We start from the raw sequence: 16,353 nt of genomic DNA on the forward strand, positions 1-16,353 counted from the left end.
TGTCGAGACCTGTCATCTTCCTTATGCTTGTGCTCTGCTCACAGGAGGGATTTATGGCTGGCTGGCATCTTGATACCAAAATGGCGCAGGATATCGTGGCGCGCACTATGCGCATCATCGATACCAATATCAACGTAATGGATGCCCGCGGGCGCATTATCGGCAGCGGCGATCGGGAACGTATTGGTGAATTGCACGAAGGCGCGCTGTTAGTGCTGTCGCAGGGCCGGGTTGTGGATATCGACGACGCCGTGGCGCGACACCTGCACGGGGTGCGTCAGGGGATTAATCTTCCCTTACGTCTTGAGGGCGAAATTGTCGGCGTGATCGGCCTCACCGGCGAACCAGAGCACCTGCGTAAATATGGCGAACTGGTGTGTATGACTGCCGAAATGATGCTGGAGCAGTCGCGGTTAATGCACCTTTTGGCGCAGGATAGCCGTTTGCGCGAAGAGTTGGTGATGAACCTGATTCAGGCCGAAGAAAATACGCCGGCGCTGGTGGAATGGGCGCAGCGTTTGGGGATCGATTTGAACCAGCCGCGTGTGGCGGCGGTGGTGGAAGTCGACAGCGGCCAGCTTGGCGTCGATAGCGCAATGGCGGAACTTCAGCAGTTGCAGAATGCGCTTACCACGCCGGAGCGTAACAACCTGATAGCCATTGTTTCTCTCACCGAGATGGTGGTACTCAAACCCGCCTTAAACTCGTTTGGTCGTTGGGATGCTGAAGATCATCGTAAGCGCGTAGAGCAGCTTATCTCGCGCATGAAAGAGAATGGTCAGCTACGTTTTCGCGTGGCGCTGGGCAATTACTTTACCGGGCCGGGCAGTATTGCACGCTCATACCGCACGGCGCGCACCACGATGATGGTCGGCAAACAGCGAATGCCAGAGAGCCGCAGCTATTTTTATCAGGATTTGATGCTGCCGGTCCTGTTAGATAGCCTGCGTGGCGGCTGGCAGGCCAATGAGCTGGCGCGCCCGCTGGTAAAACTCAAAGCGATGGATAACAACGGGTTATTACGTCGGACGCTGACGGCGTGGTTTCGCCATAATGTCCAGCCGCTGGCGACCTCTAAGGCGCTGTTTATTCATCGTAACACGCTGGAATATCGGCTAAATCGTATTTCGGAACTGACCGGGCTGGATTTGGGAAATTTTGACGATCGGCTGTTGCTGTATGTGGCGCTACAACTGGATGAACAGCGTTAAGCCCGGCGGCGCTACGCTTATCAGGCCTACGGGGATATATCTGTAGGCCGGATAAGGCGTAACACGTCGCCATCCGGCAACACACAGCTTACTTACGGGTAAGCTTGTCCAGATCGGCTTCGATTTCACTGATCTTATTCGCGACGACGCTTTCCAGGTGGCGCAAGTCGTCGAGGATCTTACGTTTGAGATCGAGTTCTGAGCGGTCGCGCTGGCAGATTTGGTCCAGCTCGTCAATCACATAGCGTAGGTTAGGGCTAATCTCCTGTACCTCTTTATAACCCTGACCGATGCCATCGGCCACCACCGTTTTACGCTGGCGTGGATACTTAAACTTCACGCTTTTAGCAAAGAATTCACCTCTATCCTTTTGAAAATAGATTTTCAGGATATCGTTATTGGCTTCTTGCCGCAGGCTGTAACGATCGATTTCCTCAGGATTGGTAATGCCCAGACTTTTTAGATTGTCATACATAGCGGTATCCTTCATCACACTATAACTTTTGAATAATTAACGAAAAATTGGTTTTTCGCCACCAGTGTATACAAAAAAAGCGCGGTTGATCGCAGAAGACGTCTCGGCAACGTCATGAGCAAAAGGGCGGCGGTTATTGATAGCTTAAGTAATTCAACGCGATATTCCGTTTATAGAGAAAGCGTTTGAAGTCAGTGTGGGAAATTGACCGGAGGCAGTGGTCGATAACCTTGAGAGGCGGAGTCTATGTCCGGAACGTATAATGCTACTATTCGCCGGGTGGTGGTTTCCGCCTGGATAGGAAACTCCATTGAATATTATGATTTTCTATTATACGGCCTGGCAAGCGCGCTGGTATTTGGCCCGCTTTTTTTTCCTGGCGCCAGCCCATTGACTGCAACGTTATCTTCTTTTGCCAGTTTCGGCGTGGGATTTATCTCCCGACCGCTGGGCGCGCTATTTTTTGGCAACAGGGGAGATACGCTTGGGCGTAAAAACACGTTATTAATTACGTTAGGGGGGATGGGCGCGGTCACGTTTCTCATCGGTTGCCTGCCTTCTTACGCCAGTATTGGCGCGCTGGCGCCTGCTTTACTGGTTATTCTGCGTTTTCTACAGGGATTTATGGTTGGAGGCGAATGGGGAGGCGCCATGTTGATGGTCGTGGAATATGCTGCTGGAAAGCACCGGGGGCGGTTAAGCGCGCTATCGCAAACAGGAGGACTCACGGGACAATTATTGGCGACAGGCGTATTTATAGTCGTGACCCAATTACCGCAGGAGGCGTTGTTATCGTGGGGATGGCGTATTCCTTTTCTGCTCAGTGCGCTTTTGGTGTTGCCTGGATTATATATGCGTCATCGTCTGGATGAGACGCCTGTCTTCCGTGCGTTTAAAAAGCAGCAGGCCATTAATCATAGGCAGCAAAGAGAAGAAAGGCCGGTGGTCAAAGTAGTACGAGAACAATGGCGCAGCATTTTGCTGATTATAATTCTGCGTTTTGCGGAAAGCGTTCCCTTTTTTCTTGCTACCGTCTTCGCGGTTTCCTGGGCGACGACGCAGCTTGGGATTGCCAGCCTGACTATTCTGTACATTGTAATGTTCACCTGTCTGCTGGCGTATCCCATGCACGTGCTATTTGGCATCATGTCGGATCGGCGTGGCTGCCGTCAGGTGTATATTTTCGGCGCGCTTTTTGTCGCGGCAATGGCTTTTCCCTTTTTCTGGCTGCTGGAAAGCCGTTCGCTCATACTGATGACAATGGGCTACGTTCTGCTTATTAACATTGGTCATAATTCACTGAATGCCGTGCAACCTTCTTTTTTCGCCGGACTGTTTCATCCGCCTGTACGCTACAGCGGTTCATCAATTGGCGCTCAGTTGGGGGCGGTTGTGGCAGGGGGATTCACGCCGTTTATCGCTAAAGCGTTAAGCGCAGTCTATGATAACAGTTGGGCGTTGGTTGCCGGTTATGTCGTTTTGACTGCGTTGGCTTCGGCGTTTGCGGCAAAGATTGCGCCGGAAACCGTGTTACCGCATTCGCCGTAATGCAAAGGGGGGCTGTCGCCCCCGCTTTTCACTCGCTTAATCAATAGTGCGCAATAATTCGTTAATGCCCACTTTACCACGCGTTTTGGCGTCGACTTTTTTCACGATCACCGCGCAGTACAGGCTGTACTTACCGTCTTTTGACGGCAGGTTGCCGGAAACGACCACGGAGCCCGCCGGTACGCGGCCATAGTGAACTTCACCGGTTTCGCGATCGTAGATTTTGGTACTCTGGCCGAGGTATACGCCCATGGAAATGACGGAACCTTCTTCGACAATGACGCCTTCCACGACCTCAGAACGCGCGCCAATAAAGCAGTTGTCTTCAATGATGGTTGGGTTAGCCTGCAGCGGCTCCAGTACGCCGCCGATACCCACGCCGCCGGAAAGGTGAACATTTTTACCAATCTGCGCGCAGGAACCCACCGTCGCCCAGGTGTCAACCATGGTGCCTTCGTCAACGTAGGCGCCGATGTTAACGTAAGACGGCATCAGCACGGTGTTGCGGGCGATAAATGCGCCCTGACGAACGGCCGCAGGCGGAACGACGCGGAAGCCTTCTTTCTGAAAACGCGCTTCGTCGTAATCAGCGAATTTCATCGGGACTTTATCGAAGTAGCGGCTTTCCGCACCGTCGATAACCTGGTTATCGTTAATACGGAAAGAGAGCAGAACCGCTTTCTTCAACCACTGGTGAGTGACCCACTGACCGTCGATTTTTTCTGCGACACGCAGCGCGCCGGAATCAAGTAGAGAAATGACCTGGTTTACTGCCTCTCGGGTCACGGTATCTACATTAGCCGGCGTAATATCGGCGCGGCGCTCAAAAGCGGTCTCAATAACGTTCTGTAACTGCTGCATTGTTAAACTCTTTCATATAAATAAACACACTACCCTTTATCGTTTGGATTGAGGGCCGCTGTCAACCGTTGTTGCACCTCAAGTTGCAGCACATTATTAAGTGCGCGCCGATCCGCTGTGGCGATTATGAATAAATCTTCTACTCGTTCACCAATGGTTGTAATTCGGGCGCCATGAAGCGAAATTCCCAGATCGGCAAAAATTTGTCCGACCCTGGCCAGCAGACCAGGTTGATCGAGCGCGATCAATTCCATGAATGATTTTCTGTCGGTATGGGTGGGCAGAAAATTGACTTCCGTTTCGACCGTAAAGTGCCGTAACTTTGCCGGTTGCCGACGCGGCTGCGGCGGCTGCCAGCTACGCTGCGTAATGGTTTGTTCAAGACCGGTGCGAATAACGTCATGGCGATCCGCCGCCAGCGGGCTGCCGTCTGGTTCCAGAACAATAAACGTATCCATTGCCATGCCGTCGCGAGTGGTAAAGATCTGCGCGTCATGGACGCTTAAATTACGCCTGTCCAGCTCGGCGCAGACGGCGGCAAACAGATAGGGTCTGTCCGGACTCCAGATAAAAATTTCGGTTCCACCGCGCGTGGCCTGCGGACTGAGCAACACTAACGGTTGGCGCAGATCGTGCTGCAATAAATGGCGTGCGTGCCAGGCGAGCTGATTTGGACTATGACGAACAAAATAGTTAGCGCGACAGCGGGTCCAGATTTTGTGCAGCGCGGCTTCATCAATATTGTCCATTCGCAGCAGCGCCAGCGCCTGAAGCTGATGGTGACGCACGCGCTCACGCATATCCGGCGTATTTTGCATTCCACGCCTGAGCTGTTTTTCAGTGGCGAAGTACAGCTCGCGCAGCAGGCTCTGTTTCCAGCTATTCCACAAGGTTTCGTTGGTCGCGCAGATGTCCGCGACGGTCAGGCAGACCAGAAAACGCAGCCGTGTTTCGGTTTGCACCTCTTCGGCAAACTGCTTGATGACTTCCGGATCCTGGATGTCGCGGCGCTGGGCGGTGACTGACATTAGCAGGTGTTGGCGCACCAGCCACGCGACCAGTTGCGTTTCGCGTGAGTTCAAACCGTGCAGTTCGGCGAAGGTGAGTACATCCTGCGCGCCCAGTACGGAATGGTCGCCGCCGCGTCCTTTCGCAATATCGTGGAACAGCGCGGCGATCAGGATCAGTTCCGGATGGGGAAGCCGCGGCCAGAGATCGACGCATAGCGGATGGCGCTGGCGCGTCTCTTCTTTCGCAAAGCTCTCCAGTTTGAGCATTACGCGGATGGTGTGTTCATCCACCGTGTATGCGTGGAACAGGTCAAACTGCATTTGTCCGACGATGTGCGACCACTGCGGCATATAAGCCCACAGTACGCTGTGGCGATGCATGGGCAGCAGGCCGCGGCTGACCGCGCCGGGATGGCGCAGCATACTCAGAAACAGAGTGCGCGCCTCCGGGATGTAACACAGCGGTTGGCTCAGGTGGCGGCGGGCGTGGCGCAAGTGGCGTAACGTCGTAGAGTAGATGCCGGTGATCGCGCTATTGCGCACCATCATATAAAACATGCGCAGGATCGCTTGCGGTTCGCGGATAAACAGCGTGTCGTCACGCAGATCAATAAGCGTGCCGCGCAGTTGAAACTCATCGTCAACAGGACGTGGTTTTTCATCCGCAGGTAGCGCCAGAATCGCCTCGTCAAATAGCTGAAGCAGCATCTGATTAAGTTCGCTCACCCGACGCGTAACCCGGAAGTAGTCTTTCATCATCCGCTCAACCGGATCATTGCCCTCGCCGCTGTAGTTAAGGCGTTGAGCGACGCTTAACTGGCGGTCGAACAGCAGGCGGTTATCGTAGCGGCTGACCACCAGATGTAGCGCAAAGCGAATGCGCCACAGGATATGCAGGCACTCGTTGAGCTCCGCGCGCTCAGCGGGGGTTAAAAAGCCGAATCCCACCATCTCATCGAGCGAGGTAGCGCCGAAGTGACGTCGGGCGACCCACTGTAACGTATGGATATCGCGCAGGCCGCCGGGGCTGCTTTTAATATCCGGCTCCAGATTATAGCTGGTACCGTGATAGCGCTGGTGGCGCTGGTTCTGCTCTTCTACTTTGGCGGCGTAAAATTTGTCGGACGGCCAAAAACCTTCGCTGAAAATATGTTTTTGCAGTGCCAGAAACAGAGCGACATCACCGATCAGCAGGCGCGTTTCGATGAGGTTTGTCGCAACGGTTAAATCAGACAGACCTTCCAGCAGACACTCTTCCAGCGTACGTACGCTATGCCCGACATCCAGCTTGACGTCCCATAATAAAGTCAGCAGCTCGCCGACCTTTTGCGCCTGTTCATCGGGCAGCTTTTTGCGGCTTAAAATGAGCAGATCAATATCGGAAAGCGGATGCAGTTCGCCGCGTCCATAGCCGCCGACAGCGACCAGCGCCAGATCGGCAATCTGACCGAAACCGGCCTCAATCCACAGGCGTTGCAATAACTGGTCGATAAATTCGGTTCGGGCTTCAATAAGCTGTTCAGCACAAATGCCGCTGTCAAATGCCTCTCCCAGCCAGTGTTGAAAGATGTCGATGCGGGCTTTGATACCGGCGACGGTCAGTTCAGCGCGCGGCCAGACGCCAGGGTTTTGCGGCTGGTCAGGGAGGGTGGGGAGTGCGGTATTCGCGTGCTGTTCAGGAAGAGTATTCATATGCGCCACCCATTAAAAAGCCGGATAATGGCGTGAACGCCTTATCCGGCCTACGTATTTATCTTCATCCTTCAAGTTGCTTCTACGTTGGCTGCGCTCGTTCACTCCAGTCACGTACTTATGTACGCTCCTGAAGATTCACTCTCTTGCCGCCTTGAGGCAACTCGAATGATTTTGAGTAAAGGTGTAATTTGTAGGCCTGATAAGATGCGAAGGCATCGCCATCAGGCAAAACATTATTCGTCGTGTGTGATGATCGCCGGGATGGTGTCATCTTTACGCAGCGTCAGAATTTCACAGCCGTTTTCCGTTACCACAATAGTATGCTCGTACTGAGCAGACAAGCTGCGATCTTTGGTTTTCACCGTCCAGCCGTCTTTCATGGTGCGGATACGGTAATCCCCGGCGTTCAGCATCGGTTCAATGGTAAAGGTCATGCCAGGCTGCAACACGACGCCGCCATCGTCTGCATCATAATGCAGCACCTGCGGTTCTTCATGGAAGCCGCGACCAATACCGTGTCCGCAGTATTCACGTACCACGGAGAAACCTTCGCCTTCGGCATATTTCTGGATGGCGGCGCCAATGGTGCGCAGGCGGATGCCCGGTTTCACCATTTTGATGCCCAGATACAGGCTCTCTTGCGTGACGCGGCACAGACGCTCGCCGAGAATGGTCGGTTTGCCGACGATAAACATCTTCGAGGTATCGCCGTGGAATTCATCTTTAATCACGGTCACGTCGATGTTGACGATATCACCATCTTTCAGATGTTTAGCGTCATCCGGAATGCCGTGGCACACCACTTCATTAATAGAGATACAGACGGATTTCGGATAACCGTGATAGCCGAGGCAGGCGGAGATCGCGTGTTGTTCGTTAACGATGTAATCGTTACAGATACGGTCCAGTTCGCCGGTGGTGACGCCCGGTTTGATATACGGTTCGATCATTTCCAGCACTTCGGCTGCCAGACGGCCCGCGACGCGCATTTTTTCGATGTCTTCAGATGTCTTGATAGAGATAGCCATGAATTCTGTCCATCAGTGCCGATGATTTCGGCAATAATTGTGTAAGTGCTGACAATGGTATCAGTCAGGGGTGTACCCTGCCAAATTGAGAATCATTCTGAACTTCGCCTTTCGTGCCACAGGTGCGTTGGCGACATTTTTTCACCCCAGTCACTGACTGGCCGTAAGCTCCCGGGGATGCAAAAATTTGCTGCCTGCCTGTAACACGAAATTCATCGTTCAATTCAGCACTGAGTGCCAACAATTATTGGTGTCGGTGGCGTATTTGTGGTATAAAGCGCGCCGGACTTCCGATCCATTCGAAGACTACACACGATGGACGGGAGCGACAAATCTCACTTTGTGTAACAACACACACGTATCGGCACATATTCCGGGGTGCCCTTTGGGGTCGGTAATATGGGATACGTGGAGGCATAACCCCAACTTAATCTATAGAGGTTTTAAATCATGGCAACTGTTTCCATGCGCGACATGCTCAAGGCTGGTGTTCACTTTGGTCACCAGACCCGTTACTGGAACCCGAAAATGAAGCCTTTCATCTTCGGCGCGCGTAACAAAGTTCACATCATCAACCTTGAGAAAACTGTACCGATGTTCAACGAAGCTCTGGCTGAACTGAACAAGATCTCTGCTCGTAAAGGTAAAATCCTTTTCGTTGGTACTAAACGCGCTGCAAGCGAAGCGGTGAAAGAAGCTGCTAACAGCTGCGACCAGTTCTTCGTGAACCATCGCTGGCTGGGCGGTATGCTGACTAACTGGAAAACAGTTCGTCAGTCCATCAAACGTCTGAAAGACCTGGAAACTCAGTCTCAGGACGGTACTTTCGAAAAGCTGACCAAGAAAGAAGCGCTGATGCGTACTCGTGAGCTTGAGAAACTGGAAAACAGCCTGGGCGGTATCAAAGACATGGGCGGTCTGCCGGACGCTCTGTTCGTTATCGATGCTGACCACGAGCACATTGCTATCAAAGAAGCGAACAACCTGGGTATCCCGGTATTTGCTATCGTTGATACCAACTCTGATCCGGATGGCGTTGACTTCGTTATCCCGGGTAACGATGACGCAATCCGTGCTGTTAGCCTGTACCTGGGCGCTGTCGCTGCAACCGTTCGTGAAGGCCGTTCTCAGGATCTGGCTTCCCAGGCGGAAGAAAGCTTCGTAGAAGCCGAGTAATAAGGCTTGATAACTCCCTAAAATAGTTCGAGTTGCAGGAAGGCGGCAAGCTCGAGAATTCCCGGGAGCTTACATCAGTAAGTGACCGGGATGAGCGAGTGAAGGCAACGCGCCTGCGGCTCGAAATATGAAGGGGAGAGCCCTTATAGACCAGGTAGTATCACGTTTGGTTAGGGGGCCTGTATATGGCCCCCTTTTTCACTTTTATATCTGTGCGGTTTGATGCCGGGCAGATCAAATCTTTCGAGGATTTTAGAATGGCTGAAATTACCGCATCCCTGGTAAAAGAGCTGCGTGAGCGTACCGGCGCAGGCATGATGGATTGCAAAAAAGCGCTGACTGAAGCGAATGGCGACATTGAGCTGGCAATCGAAAACATGCGTAAGTCCGGCGCTATCAAAGCGGCGAAAAAAGCAGGCAACGTGGCTGCTGACGGCGTAATCAAAACCAAAATCGACGGCAACGTCGCTTTCATTCTGGAAGTTAACTGCCAGACTGACTTCGTGGCTAAAGATGCTGGCTTCCAGGCATTTGCTGACAAAGTGCTGGACGCCGCTGTTGCTGGCAAAATCACTGACGTAGAAGTTCTGAAAGCACAGTTCGAAGAAGAGCGCGTTGCTCTGGTAGCGAAAATTGGCGAGAACATCAACATTCGTCGCGTCGCTTCCCTGGAAGGCGACGTTCTGGGTTCTTACCAGCACGGTGCGCGCATCGGCGTTCTGGTTGCCGCTAAAGGCGCTGACGAAGAGCTGGTTAAACAGCTGGCGATGCACGTTGCGGCAAGCAAGCCGGAATTCGTTAAGCCGGAAGACGTGTCTGCTGACGTGGTAGAGAAAGAGTACCAGGTACAGCTGGACATCGCGATGCAGTCCGGTAAGCCGAAAGAAATCGCAGAGAAAATGGTTGAAGGCCGCATGAAGAAATTCACCGGCGAAGTTTCTCTGACTGGTCAGCCTTTCGTCATGGAACCGAGCAAATCTGTTGGCCAACTGCTGAAAGAGCACAACGCTGACGTGACTGGCTTCATCCGCTTTGAAGTGGGCGAAGGCATTGAGAAAGTCGAGACTGACTTTGCAGCAGAAGTTGCTGCGATGTCTAAGCAGTCCTGATTTTCCTGAGGAGCCGCCTGAGGGCGGCTTCTTTTTGCGCCTCTCTTGTAAAATCAGCCGACGCCTGGCGTCTGCGCTGAAATGCGACGTACAATGTCGCCGGAATTAACTCATATCAATCGTTGACAGTCTCAGGAAAGAAACATGGCTACCAATGCAAAACCCGTCTATAAACGCATTCTGCTTAAATTAAGCGGCGAAGCTCTGCAGGGTACGGAAGGCTTCGGTATTGATGCAAGCATACTGGATCGTATGGCTCAGGAGATCAAAGAACTGGTTGAACTGGGTATTCAGGTTGGTGTGGTGATTGGCGGTGGTAACCTGTTCCGTGGCGCGGGTCTGGCAAAAGCGGGGATGAACCGCGTTGTGGGCGACCACATGGGCATGTTGGCCACCGTCATGAACGGCCTGGCAATGCGTGATGCGCTTCACCGCGCCTATGTGAACGCCCGCCTGATGTCGGCAATTCCTTTAAACGGCGTGTGCGACAACTACAGTTGGGCCGAGGCGATTAGCCTGCTGCGTAATAACCGTGTTGTGATTCTGTCTGCAGGTACGGGTAACCCGTTCTTCACTACCGACTCTGCGGCTTGTCTGCGCGGGATCGAAATTGAAGCGGATGTCGTACTGAAAGCGACCAAAGTGGATGGCGTATTCACTGCCGATCCGGCAAAAGATCCTTCCGCGACCATGTACGATCAGCTGACCTACAGCGAAGTGCTGGATAAAGAGCTGAAAGTGATGGATCTGGCGGCGTTCACGCTGGCTCGTGACCACAAACTGCCGATTCGTGTTTTCAACATGAACAAACCGGGCGCGCTGCGTCGTGTGGTGATGGGCGAAAAAGAAGGGACGTTAATCACGGAATAATTCCCGTGAGCGCCAAATACGGGTAAGATTCTGTTCTATTGACGGGTCTTATTACCTGGCAGAAATTAAACGAGACTATACTTAGCACATCTTTATATTGTGTGACCGTCTGGTCTGACTGAGACTAGTTTTCAAGGATTCGTAACGTGATTAGCGATATCAGAAAAGATGCTGAAGTACGCATGGAAAAATGCGTTGAAGCGTTCAAAACCCAAATCAGCAAAGTGCGCACGGGTCGTGCTTCTCCCAGCCTGCTGGATGGTATTGTCGTAGAATACTATGGCACTCCGACCCCGCTGCGCCAGTTGGCAAGCGTAACGGTAGAAGACTCCCGTACCTTAAAAATTAACGTGTTTGACCGTTCTATGGGGCCAGCCGTTGAAAAAGCGATCATGGCGTCAGACCTCGGTTTGAATCCAAGCTCTGCGGGCACCGACATTCGCGTTCCGCTGCCGCCGCTGACCGAAGAACGTCGTAAAGATCTGACGAAAATTGTCCGTGGCGAAGCGGAGCAGGCGCGTGTCGCCGTTCGTAACGTCCGTCGTGATGCGAACGATAAAGTAAAAGCTCTGCTGAAAGATAAAGCGATCAGTGAAGATGACGATCGTCGCTCTCAGGAAGAAGTACAGAAAATGACCGACGCGGCAATTAAGAAAGTTGATGCGGCGTTGGCAGATAAAGAAGCAGAACTGATGCAGTTCTGATTGATCTGTACGCAGATATAAACTCATTCCACCGCTAACCTGGCGGATGAGTGGTGTACAAAGCGCCGCGCAGAAGACATTATCAGGTCTCCTGTGCGGCGTTTTGCTTTTTATTCCGTTTCAACACTTCTGGACGTTTCATGAAGCAATTAACCATTCTGGGCTCGACCGGCTCTATTGGTTGCAGCACACTGGACGTGGTGCGCCATAATCCTGATAGCTTCCGCGTTATCGCGCTGGTGGCGGGTAAAAATGTCGCCCGCATGGCGGAGCAGTGCCTGGAGTTCTCGCCGCGTTATGCCGTGATGGACGATACGTCGAGCGCAGAACAGCTCAAAATAATGCTTCAGCAGCATGGCAGCCGCACCGAGGTTCTGAGCGGTCAGCAGGCTGCCTGTGAGATGGCGGCGCTTGATGAGGTCGGGCATGTGATGGCGGCCATTGTGGGCGCGGCTGGTTTACTGCCGACCCTGGCGGCGATTCGCGCAGGGAAGACGATTCTGCTGGCGAATAAAGAATCGCTGGTGACCTGCGGGCGGCTGTTTATGGACGAAGTAAAACGCAGCAACGCCCGGCTTTTACCCGTCGATAGCGAACATAACGCGATTTTTCAGAGTTTGCCGCAATCTATTCAGCATAATCTGGGATACGCTGACCTTGAGCAAAATGGCGTAACGTCGATTTTGCTTACCGGGTCTGGTGGCCCGTTTCGTGAAACGCCCATGTGCGATCTGGCAGCGATGACGCCGGATCAGGCATGTCGTCATCCGAACTGGTCGATGGGGCGAAAAATCTCCGTCGACTCCGCCACCATGATGAATAAAGGTCTGGAATACATTGAAGCGCGTTGGTTATTTAATGCCAGCGCACGTCAGATGGAAGTGTTGATCCATCCGCAATCGGTCATTCATTCGATGGTGCGTTATCAGGACGGCAGCGTCCTGGCGCAGCTTGGAGAACCTGACATGCGTACGCCTATTGCGCATACGATGGCATGGCCGAATCGCGTCACGTCCGGCGCGCAGCCGCTCGATTTTTGCAAACTCAGCGCGCTGACGTTTAGCGCGCCAGATTATCAGCGTTATCCTTGCCTGAAGCTGGCGATGGAGGCGTTTGAGCAAGGTCAGGCGGCAACGACGGCGCTCAATGCGGCAAACGAAATCACCGTTGCCGCGTTTCTGGCGCAACAGATTCGTTTTACCGATATCGCCGGGCTCAATTTAGCGGTGCTGGAGAGGATGGATTTACAGGAACCGGCAAGCGTTGAGGACGTATTGCAGGTTGACGCCATCGCGCGTGAAGTAGCCAGAAAACAAGTGATACGGCTCTCACGCTGACGATTATCCCGCGACAGAAGATCGTGCTATTTGTTAGCGTTGGGCTTCGGTGATATAGTCTGCGCCACCTGATCGCAGGTTTTTGGCTTTTTTCGGTCAGGTTAGCCGTGGTTTTACACGGCTTTTTTGTGGATACACAAAATCATTCAGGACGCATCGGGACGGCAGGCGAGTACGTTCCCGGCGTGCGCAGACAGCGCACGACAGGGGCGATGACGCGCGGTCATCCGCGAAGCGAACCGAAGAGAATGTGTATAAAGGCTTCAGTATTCCTGAGTACCGCTAAATCCTTTCAGGGACAAAAAACGCGTTATGTTGTCTGCAACTCAACCAGTAAGCGAAAATTTGCCAGCGCATGGCTGCCGTCATGTTGCAATAATTATGGATGGCAATGGTCGCTGGGCGAAAAAGCAAGGGAAGATCCGGGCCTTTGGGCATAAAGCCGGGGCGAAGTCCGTCCGGCGAGCGGTCTCTTTTGCTGCCAATAACGGTATTGATGCGTTAACGCTGTATGCCTTTAGTAGTGAAAACTGGAACCGACCGGCGCAGGAAGTGAGCGCGTTAATGGAGCTGTTTGTGTGGGCGCTGGATAGCGAAGTCAAAAGCCTGCACCGCCATAACGTTCGCCTGCGTATTATCGGCGATATCAGTCGATTCAACTCACGTTTACAAGAACGTATTCGCAAATCAGAAGCGCTTACCGCCCATAATACGGGTCTAACGCTGAATATCGCTGCGAATTACGGCGGACGTTGGGATATTGTCCAGGGAGTCCGACAACTGGCGGAACAGGTGCAGGCTGGAGTGCTGCGCCCCGATCAGATTGATGAAGAGAGACTAGGCCAGCAAATCTGTATGCATGAGCTGGCGCCTGTGGATTTAGTAATTAGGACTGGGGGAGAGCATCGCATTAGTAACTTTTTGCTTTGGCAAATTGCCTATGCCGAACTTTACTTTACGGATGTTCTTTGGCCCGATTTCGATGAACAAGACTTTGAAGGTGCGCTGCATGCCTTTGCTAATCGAGAGCGTCGTTTCGGCGGTACCGAGCCTGGTGATGACAAAGCCTGATGGGGGTTGCTTTTGCTGAAGTATCGCCTGATTTCTGCTTTTGTGTTAATACCCGCGGTCATCGCTGCGCTTTTTTTATTGCCGCCGGTGGGGTTCGCCATTATTACGCTGGTTGTCTGTATGCTGGCCGCGTGGGAATGGGGACAGTTAAGCGGTTTCGCCGCGCGTTCACAGCGGGTTTGGCTGGCGGTGCTGTGTGGTCTGTTATTGGCGCTGATGCTATTTTTGTTGCCTGAGTATCATCACAACATTCGTCAACCGCTGGTTGAGATGTCGCTTTGGGCATCGTTAGGATGGTGGGTTGTCGCGCTACTGCTGGTGCTATTTTATCCCGGTTCGGCGGCAATCTGGCGCAACTCAAAAACATTGCGTCTCATTTTCGGTTTGTTAACTATTGTGCCATTTTTCTGGGGCATGCTGGCGCTGCGCGCCTGGCACTATGACGAGAATCATTACAGTGGCGCAATATGGCTACTCTATGTCATGATCCTGGTCTGGGGAGCGGACTCTGGCGCGTATATGTTTGGTAAATTATTTGGCAAACATAAGCTGGCGCCGAAGGTTTCCCCGGGTAAAACCTGGCAAGGGTTTATCGGCGGGCTTGCTACGGCTGCCGTGATCTCATGGGGCTACGGTATGTGGGCGAATCTGAATGTTGCGCCTGTTATCTTGCTGATTTGCTCTGTGGTGGCGGCTCTGGCTTCTGTACTGGGCGACCTCACCGAGAGTATGTTTAAGCGCGAAGCAGGAATTAAGGATAGCGGCCACTTGATTCCAGGCCATGGCGGCATTCTGGACCGAATTGACAGTCTGACGGCTGCCGTACCGGTCTTTGCTTGCCTGTTGTTACTGGTGTTCAGGACGCTCTAACGGAAGGTTTTATGCTGAGTATTCTCTGGAATCTGGCTGCATTCATCATCGCACTGGGCGTGCTGATCACTGTGCATGAATTTGGTCATTTCTGGGTTGCCCGGCGCTGCGGTGTGCGAGTTGAGCGCTTTTCCATCGGTTTTGGCAAAGCGCTCTGGCGTCGTACCGATCGGTACGGCACCGAGTATGTCATCGCCCTGATCCCGCTGGGCGGCTACGTCAAAATGCTGGATGAGCGCGCCGAACCGGTAGCGCCGGAATTGCGTCGTCACGCCTTCAATAACAAAACGGTGGGCCAGCGCGCCGCAATTATTGCCGCAGGTCCGGTTGCGAACTTCATTTTTGCTATCTTTGCTTACTGGCTGGTCTTTATCATCGGCGTCCCTGGCGTTCGTCCGGTCATTGGCGAAATAACGCCCAACTCGATTGCTGCGCAGGCGCAAATTGCGCCTGGTACGGAACTTAAAGCCGTTGATGGTATCGAAACCCCTGATTGGGATGCCGTGCGTTTACAACTGGTGTCCAAAATTGGCGATCAGCAGACGACGGTGAGCGTCGCGCCGTTTGGTAGCGACCAGCGGCAGGATAAAACGCTTGATTTACGTCACTGGGCATTTGAGCCTGATAAGCAAGATCCTGTATCTTCTTTAGGGATTCGGCCCCGCGGGCCACAGATTGAACCGGTACTGTCAGAAGTGCAGGCGAATTCCGCAGCCAGTAAAGCGGGTTTGCAAGCAGGCGACAGGATCGTTAAAGTCGATGGTCAGCCGTTAACGCAGTGGATGAAATTCGTGACGTTTGTACGCGATAATCCCGGTAAGCCGTTAGCGTTAGAGATTGAAAGGCAGGGGAGCGCCTTGTCGTTGACGTTAACGCCGGATACGAAATCGGTTAACGGAAAGGCGGAAGGGTTTGCAGGCGTGGTGCCTAAAATTATTCCTCTGCCGGAAGAGTACAAGACTATACGCCAGTATGGGCCTTTTAGCGCCATCCTCGAAGCCACGGATAAGACGTGGCAGTTGATGAAGCTGACGGTCAGTATGCTGGGTAAATTGATAACCGGTGATGTGAAACTGAACAACCTCAGTGGGCCGATTTCTATCGCTCAGGGGGCTGGGATGTCAGCGGAGTTCGGGGTGATTTATTACCTGATGTTCCTTGCGCTAATCAGCGTGAACTTAGGGATAATTAACCTGTTTCCGCTGCCCGTTCTTGACGGGGGGCATCTGCTGTTCCTGGCGATTGAAAAGCTTAAGGGCGGGCCGGTATCCGAGCGGGTTCAAGACTTTAGTTATCGCATTGGCTCGATTTTGCTGGTGTTGTTAATGGGGCTTGCACTTTTCAATGATTTCTCTCGGTTGTAAGAGAGTTAGTTAGGAAGAACGCAT

Annotated in this window: 14 protein-coding genes and 13 other annotated features; of the genes, 10 read left to right on the forward strand and 4 right to left on the reverse strand. The window is 52.8% G+C overall.

The features are described from left to right. The first annotated feature begins 41 nt into the window (after window positions 1–41). Window positions 42–47: a ribosome-binding site (putative RBS for cdaR; RegulonDB:STMS1H000578), on the forward strand. Continuing rightward, the gene (gene cdaR / locus STM0210) for a putative inner membrane protein (RefSeq protein NP_459215.1) occupies window positions 42–1,211 on the forward strand. Within the gene, window positions 54–1,211 belong to an annotated coding region; the region does not span the whole gene. (Overlaps the previous feature by 6 nt.) A gap of 88 nt (window positions 1,212–1,299) precedes the next feature. Here cdaR and yaeH read toward each other — a convergent pair. Continuing rightward, window positions 1,300–1,698 (reverse strand): putative cytoplasmic protein gene (gene yaeH, locus STM0211; RefSeq protein NP_459216.1). Within the gene, window positions 1,300–1,686 belong to an annotated coding region; the region does not span the whole gene. Beyond that, window positions 1,693–1,698 (reverse strand) — a ribosome-binding site (putative RBS for yaeH; RegulonDB:STMS1H000579). It overlaps the preceding gene by 6 nt. 225 nt (window positions 1,699–1,923) lie before the next feature. Then, window positions 1,924–1,929: a ribosome-binding site (putative RBS for STM0212; RegulonDB:STMS1H000580), on the forward strand. Between yaeH and STM0212 the strand changes: the two genes are divergently transcribed. Continuing rightward, window positions 1,924–3,234, forward strand: a protein-coding gene (locus STM0212) for a putative inner membrane protein (protein NP_459217.1). Within the gene, window positions 1,933–3,234 belong to an annotated coding region; the region does not span the whole gene. (Overlaps the previous feature by 6 nt.) 36 nt (window positions 3,235–3,270) lie before the next feature. On the opposite strand, the gene dapD is transcribed toward STM0212, so the two are convergent. The 3 genes from dapD to map all read right to left on the reverse strand — a co-directional run bounded on the left by dapD (window position 3,271) and on the right by map (window position 7,841). Further along, window positions 3,271–4,095 (reverse strand): 2,3,4,5-tetrahydropyridine-2-carboxylate N-succinyltransferase, encoded by an 825-nt coding sequence (gene dapD, locus STM0213; protein ID NP_459218.1) that lies wholly within the window; start codon window positions 4,093–4,095, stop codon window positions 3,271–3,273. A 29-nt stretch (window positions 4,096–4,124) separates the two neighbouring features. Continuing rightward, window positions 4,125–6,806, reverse strand: a protein-coding gene (gene glnD, locus STM0214) for a uridylyltransferase (protein ID NP_459219.1). Within the gene, window positions 4,125–6,797 belong to an annotated coding region; the region does not span the whole gene. Further along, window positions 6,801–6,806, reverse strand: a ribosome-binding site (putative RBS for glnD; RegulonDB:STMS1H000581). (Overlaps the previous gene by 6 nt.) 227 nt (window positions 6,807–7,033) lie before the next feature. Continuing rightward, window positions 7,034–7,841 (reverse strand): methionine aminopeptidase gene (map, locus tag STM0215; RefSeq protein NP_459220.1). Within the gene, window positions 7,034–7,828 belong to an annotated coding region; the region does not span the whole gene. Beyond that, window positions 7,836–7,841: a ribosome-binding site (putative RBS for map; RegulonDB:STMS1H000582), on the reverse strand. It overlaps the preceding gene by 6 nt. A 424-nt stretch (window positions 7,842–8,265) precedes the next feature. After that, window positions 8,266–8,271: a ribosome-binding site (putative RBS for rpsB; RegulonDB:STMS1H000583), on the forward strand. Here map and rpsB point away from each other — a divergent pair. The 8 genes from rpsB to yaeL all read left to right on the forward strand — a co-directional run bounded on the left by rpsB (window position 8,266) and on the right by yaeL (window position 16,329). Then, window positions 8,266–9,004, forward strand: a protein-coding gene (rpsB, locus tag STM0216; protein NP_459221.1) for a 30S ribosomal subunit protein S2. Within the gene, window positions 8,279–9,004 belong to an annotated coding region; the region does not span the whole gene. Its footprint overlaps the feature before it by 6 nt. Before the next feature lie 245 nt (window positions 9,005–9,249). Next, window positions 9,250–9,255: a ribosome-binding site (putative RBS for tsf; RegulonDB:STMS1H000584), on the forward strand. Continuing rightward, window positions 9,250–10,113 (forward strand): protein chain elongation factor EF-Ts gene (gene tsf, locus STM0217; protein ID NP_459222.1). Within the gene, window positions 9,262–10,113 belong to an annotated coding region; the region does not span the whole gene. (Overlaps the previous feature by 6 nt.) A 132-nt stretch (window positions 10,114–10,245) precedes the next feature. After that, window positions 10,246–10,251, forward strand: a ribosome-binding site (putative RBS for pyrH; RegulonDB:STMS1H000585). After that, window positions 10,246–10,983 (forward strand): uridylate kinase gene (gene pyrH / locus STM0218; RefSeq protein ID NP_459223.1). Within the gene, window positions 10,258–10,983 belong to an annotated coding region; the region does not span the whole gene. (Overlaps the previous feature by 6 nt.) Window positions 10,984–11,116: 133 nt before the next feature. Next, window positions 11,117–11,122 (forward strand) — a ribosome-binding site (putative RBS for frr; RegulonDB:STMS1H000586). Then, window positions 11,117–11,687, forward strand: a protein-coding gene (frr, locus tag STM0219; protein ID NP_459224.1) for a ribosome releasing factor. Within the gene, window positions 11,130–11,687 belong to an annotated coding region; the region does not span the whole gene. (Overlaps the previous feature by 6 nt.) A 129-nt stretch (window positions 11,688–11,816) precedes the next feature. After that, window positions 11,817–11,822 (forward strand) — a ribosome-binding site (putative RBS for dxr; RegulonDB:STMS1H000587). Continuing rightward, the gene (gene dxr / locus STM0220; protein NP_459225.1) for a 1-deoxy-D-xylulose 5-phosphate reductoisomerase occupies window positions 11,817–13,024 on the forward strand. Within the gene, window positions 11,828–13,024 belong to an annotated coding region; the region does not span the whole gene. (Overlaps the previous feature by 6 nt.) 293 nt (window positions 13,025–13,317) lie before the next feature. Next, window positions 13,318–13,323, forward strand: a ribosome-binding site (putative RBS for uppS; RegulonDB:STMS1H000588). Next, window positions 13,318–14,095 (forward strand): undecaprenyl pyrophosphate synthetase (di-trans, poly-cis-decaprenylcistransferase) gene (uppS, locus tag STM0221; RefSeq protein ID NP_459226.1). Within the gene, window positions 13,337–14,095 belong to an annotated coding region; the region does not span the whole gene. It overlaps the preceding feature by 6 nt. Then, window positions 14,095–14,100: a ribosome-binding site (putative RBS for cdsA; RegulonDB:STMS1H000589), on the forward strand. (Overlaps the previous gene by 1 nt.) Next, the gene (gene cdsA, locus STM0222; RefSeq protein ID NP_459227.1) for a CDP-diglyceride synthase occupies window positions 14,095–14,965 on the forward strand. Within the gene, window positions 14,108–14,965 belong to an annotated coding region; the region does not span the whole gene. (Overlaps the previous feature by 6 nt.) Before uppS ends, cdsA begins: the two co-directional genes overlap by 1 nt. 3 nt (window positions 14,966–14,968) lie before the next feature. Beyond that, window positions 14,969–14,974, forward strand: a ribosome-binding site (putative RBS for yaeL; RegulonDB:STMS1H000590). Continuing rightward, the gene (gene yaeL / locus STM0223; protein NP_459228.1) for a putative membrane-associated Zn-dependent protease occupies window positions 14,969–16,329 on the forward strand. Within the gene, window positions 14,977–16,329 belong to an annotated coding region; the region does not span the whole gene. (Overlaps the previous feature by 6 nt.) Window positions 16,330–16,353: the final 24 nt, after the last annotated feature.

Origin of the sequence: Salmonella enterica subsp. enterica serovar Typhimurium str. LT2 (assembly GCF_000006945.2) — a bacterium.
GTDB classification, from domain to species: Bacteria; Pseudomonadota; Gammaproteobacteria; order Enterobacterales; family Enterobacteriaceae; genus Salmonella; species Salmonella enterica.